The organism is Mesorhizobium sp. LSHC420B00 (assembly GCF_000503055.1).
In the GTDB taxonomy this organism is placed as follows: domain Bacteria; phylum Pseudomonadota; class Alphaproteobacteria; order Rhizobiales; family Rhizobiaceae; genus Mesorhizobium.
In genome coordinates this window covers 1-376 of sequence record NZ_AYVY01000087.1, presented here as the reverse complement: position 1 = coordinate 376, position 376 = coordinate 1, and the positions used below count along the sequence as shown (strand labels likewise).

Sequence of the window (376 nt, the reverse complement as noted above, 5' to 3'; positions counted from 1 at the left end):
CGGTCCTCAAGCTCTACCGCATGCGCTGGCGCATCGAACTCGCCTTCAAGCGCCTGAAGAGCCTGATCGGGCTGCGCTCTCCTCCCGCCAAGGACCCAAGGATCGCAAAGCCTTGGATCCTTGCACACTTCCTCATCGCGCTTGTGACCGAACCCCTCTCGCAGGAGTTGGGTGTCTCTCCCCCTTGAGCGACGGGCGCCCGCTGCTGTGGCGCGCAACCCGCCAGATCGTCGCCTCTCTGATCGCGACCATCTTTACTCAACCTTCCTTGGCGGCCCTGCGCCAAAATCTCCATGCCTTGCGATATCGCTGGCGCGAACCACCACGAAAGCGCAAATTTCAGTCCATGCCAAAGCTATCTTAGCGCCTATGCCCA

1 protein-coding gene is annotated in these 376 nt (G+C 60.9%); it reads left to right on the top strand.

Features of this window, described 5'->3' with window-relative positions; all coding sequences use genetic code 11:
• The coding region (locus X760_RS77070; RefSeq protein WP_023723267.1) for a transposase at positions 1 to 188 on the top strand (188 nt) is incomplete at its 5' end.
• Positions 189 to 376: the final 188 nt, after the last annotated feature.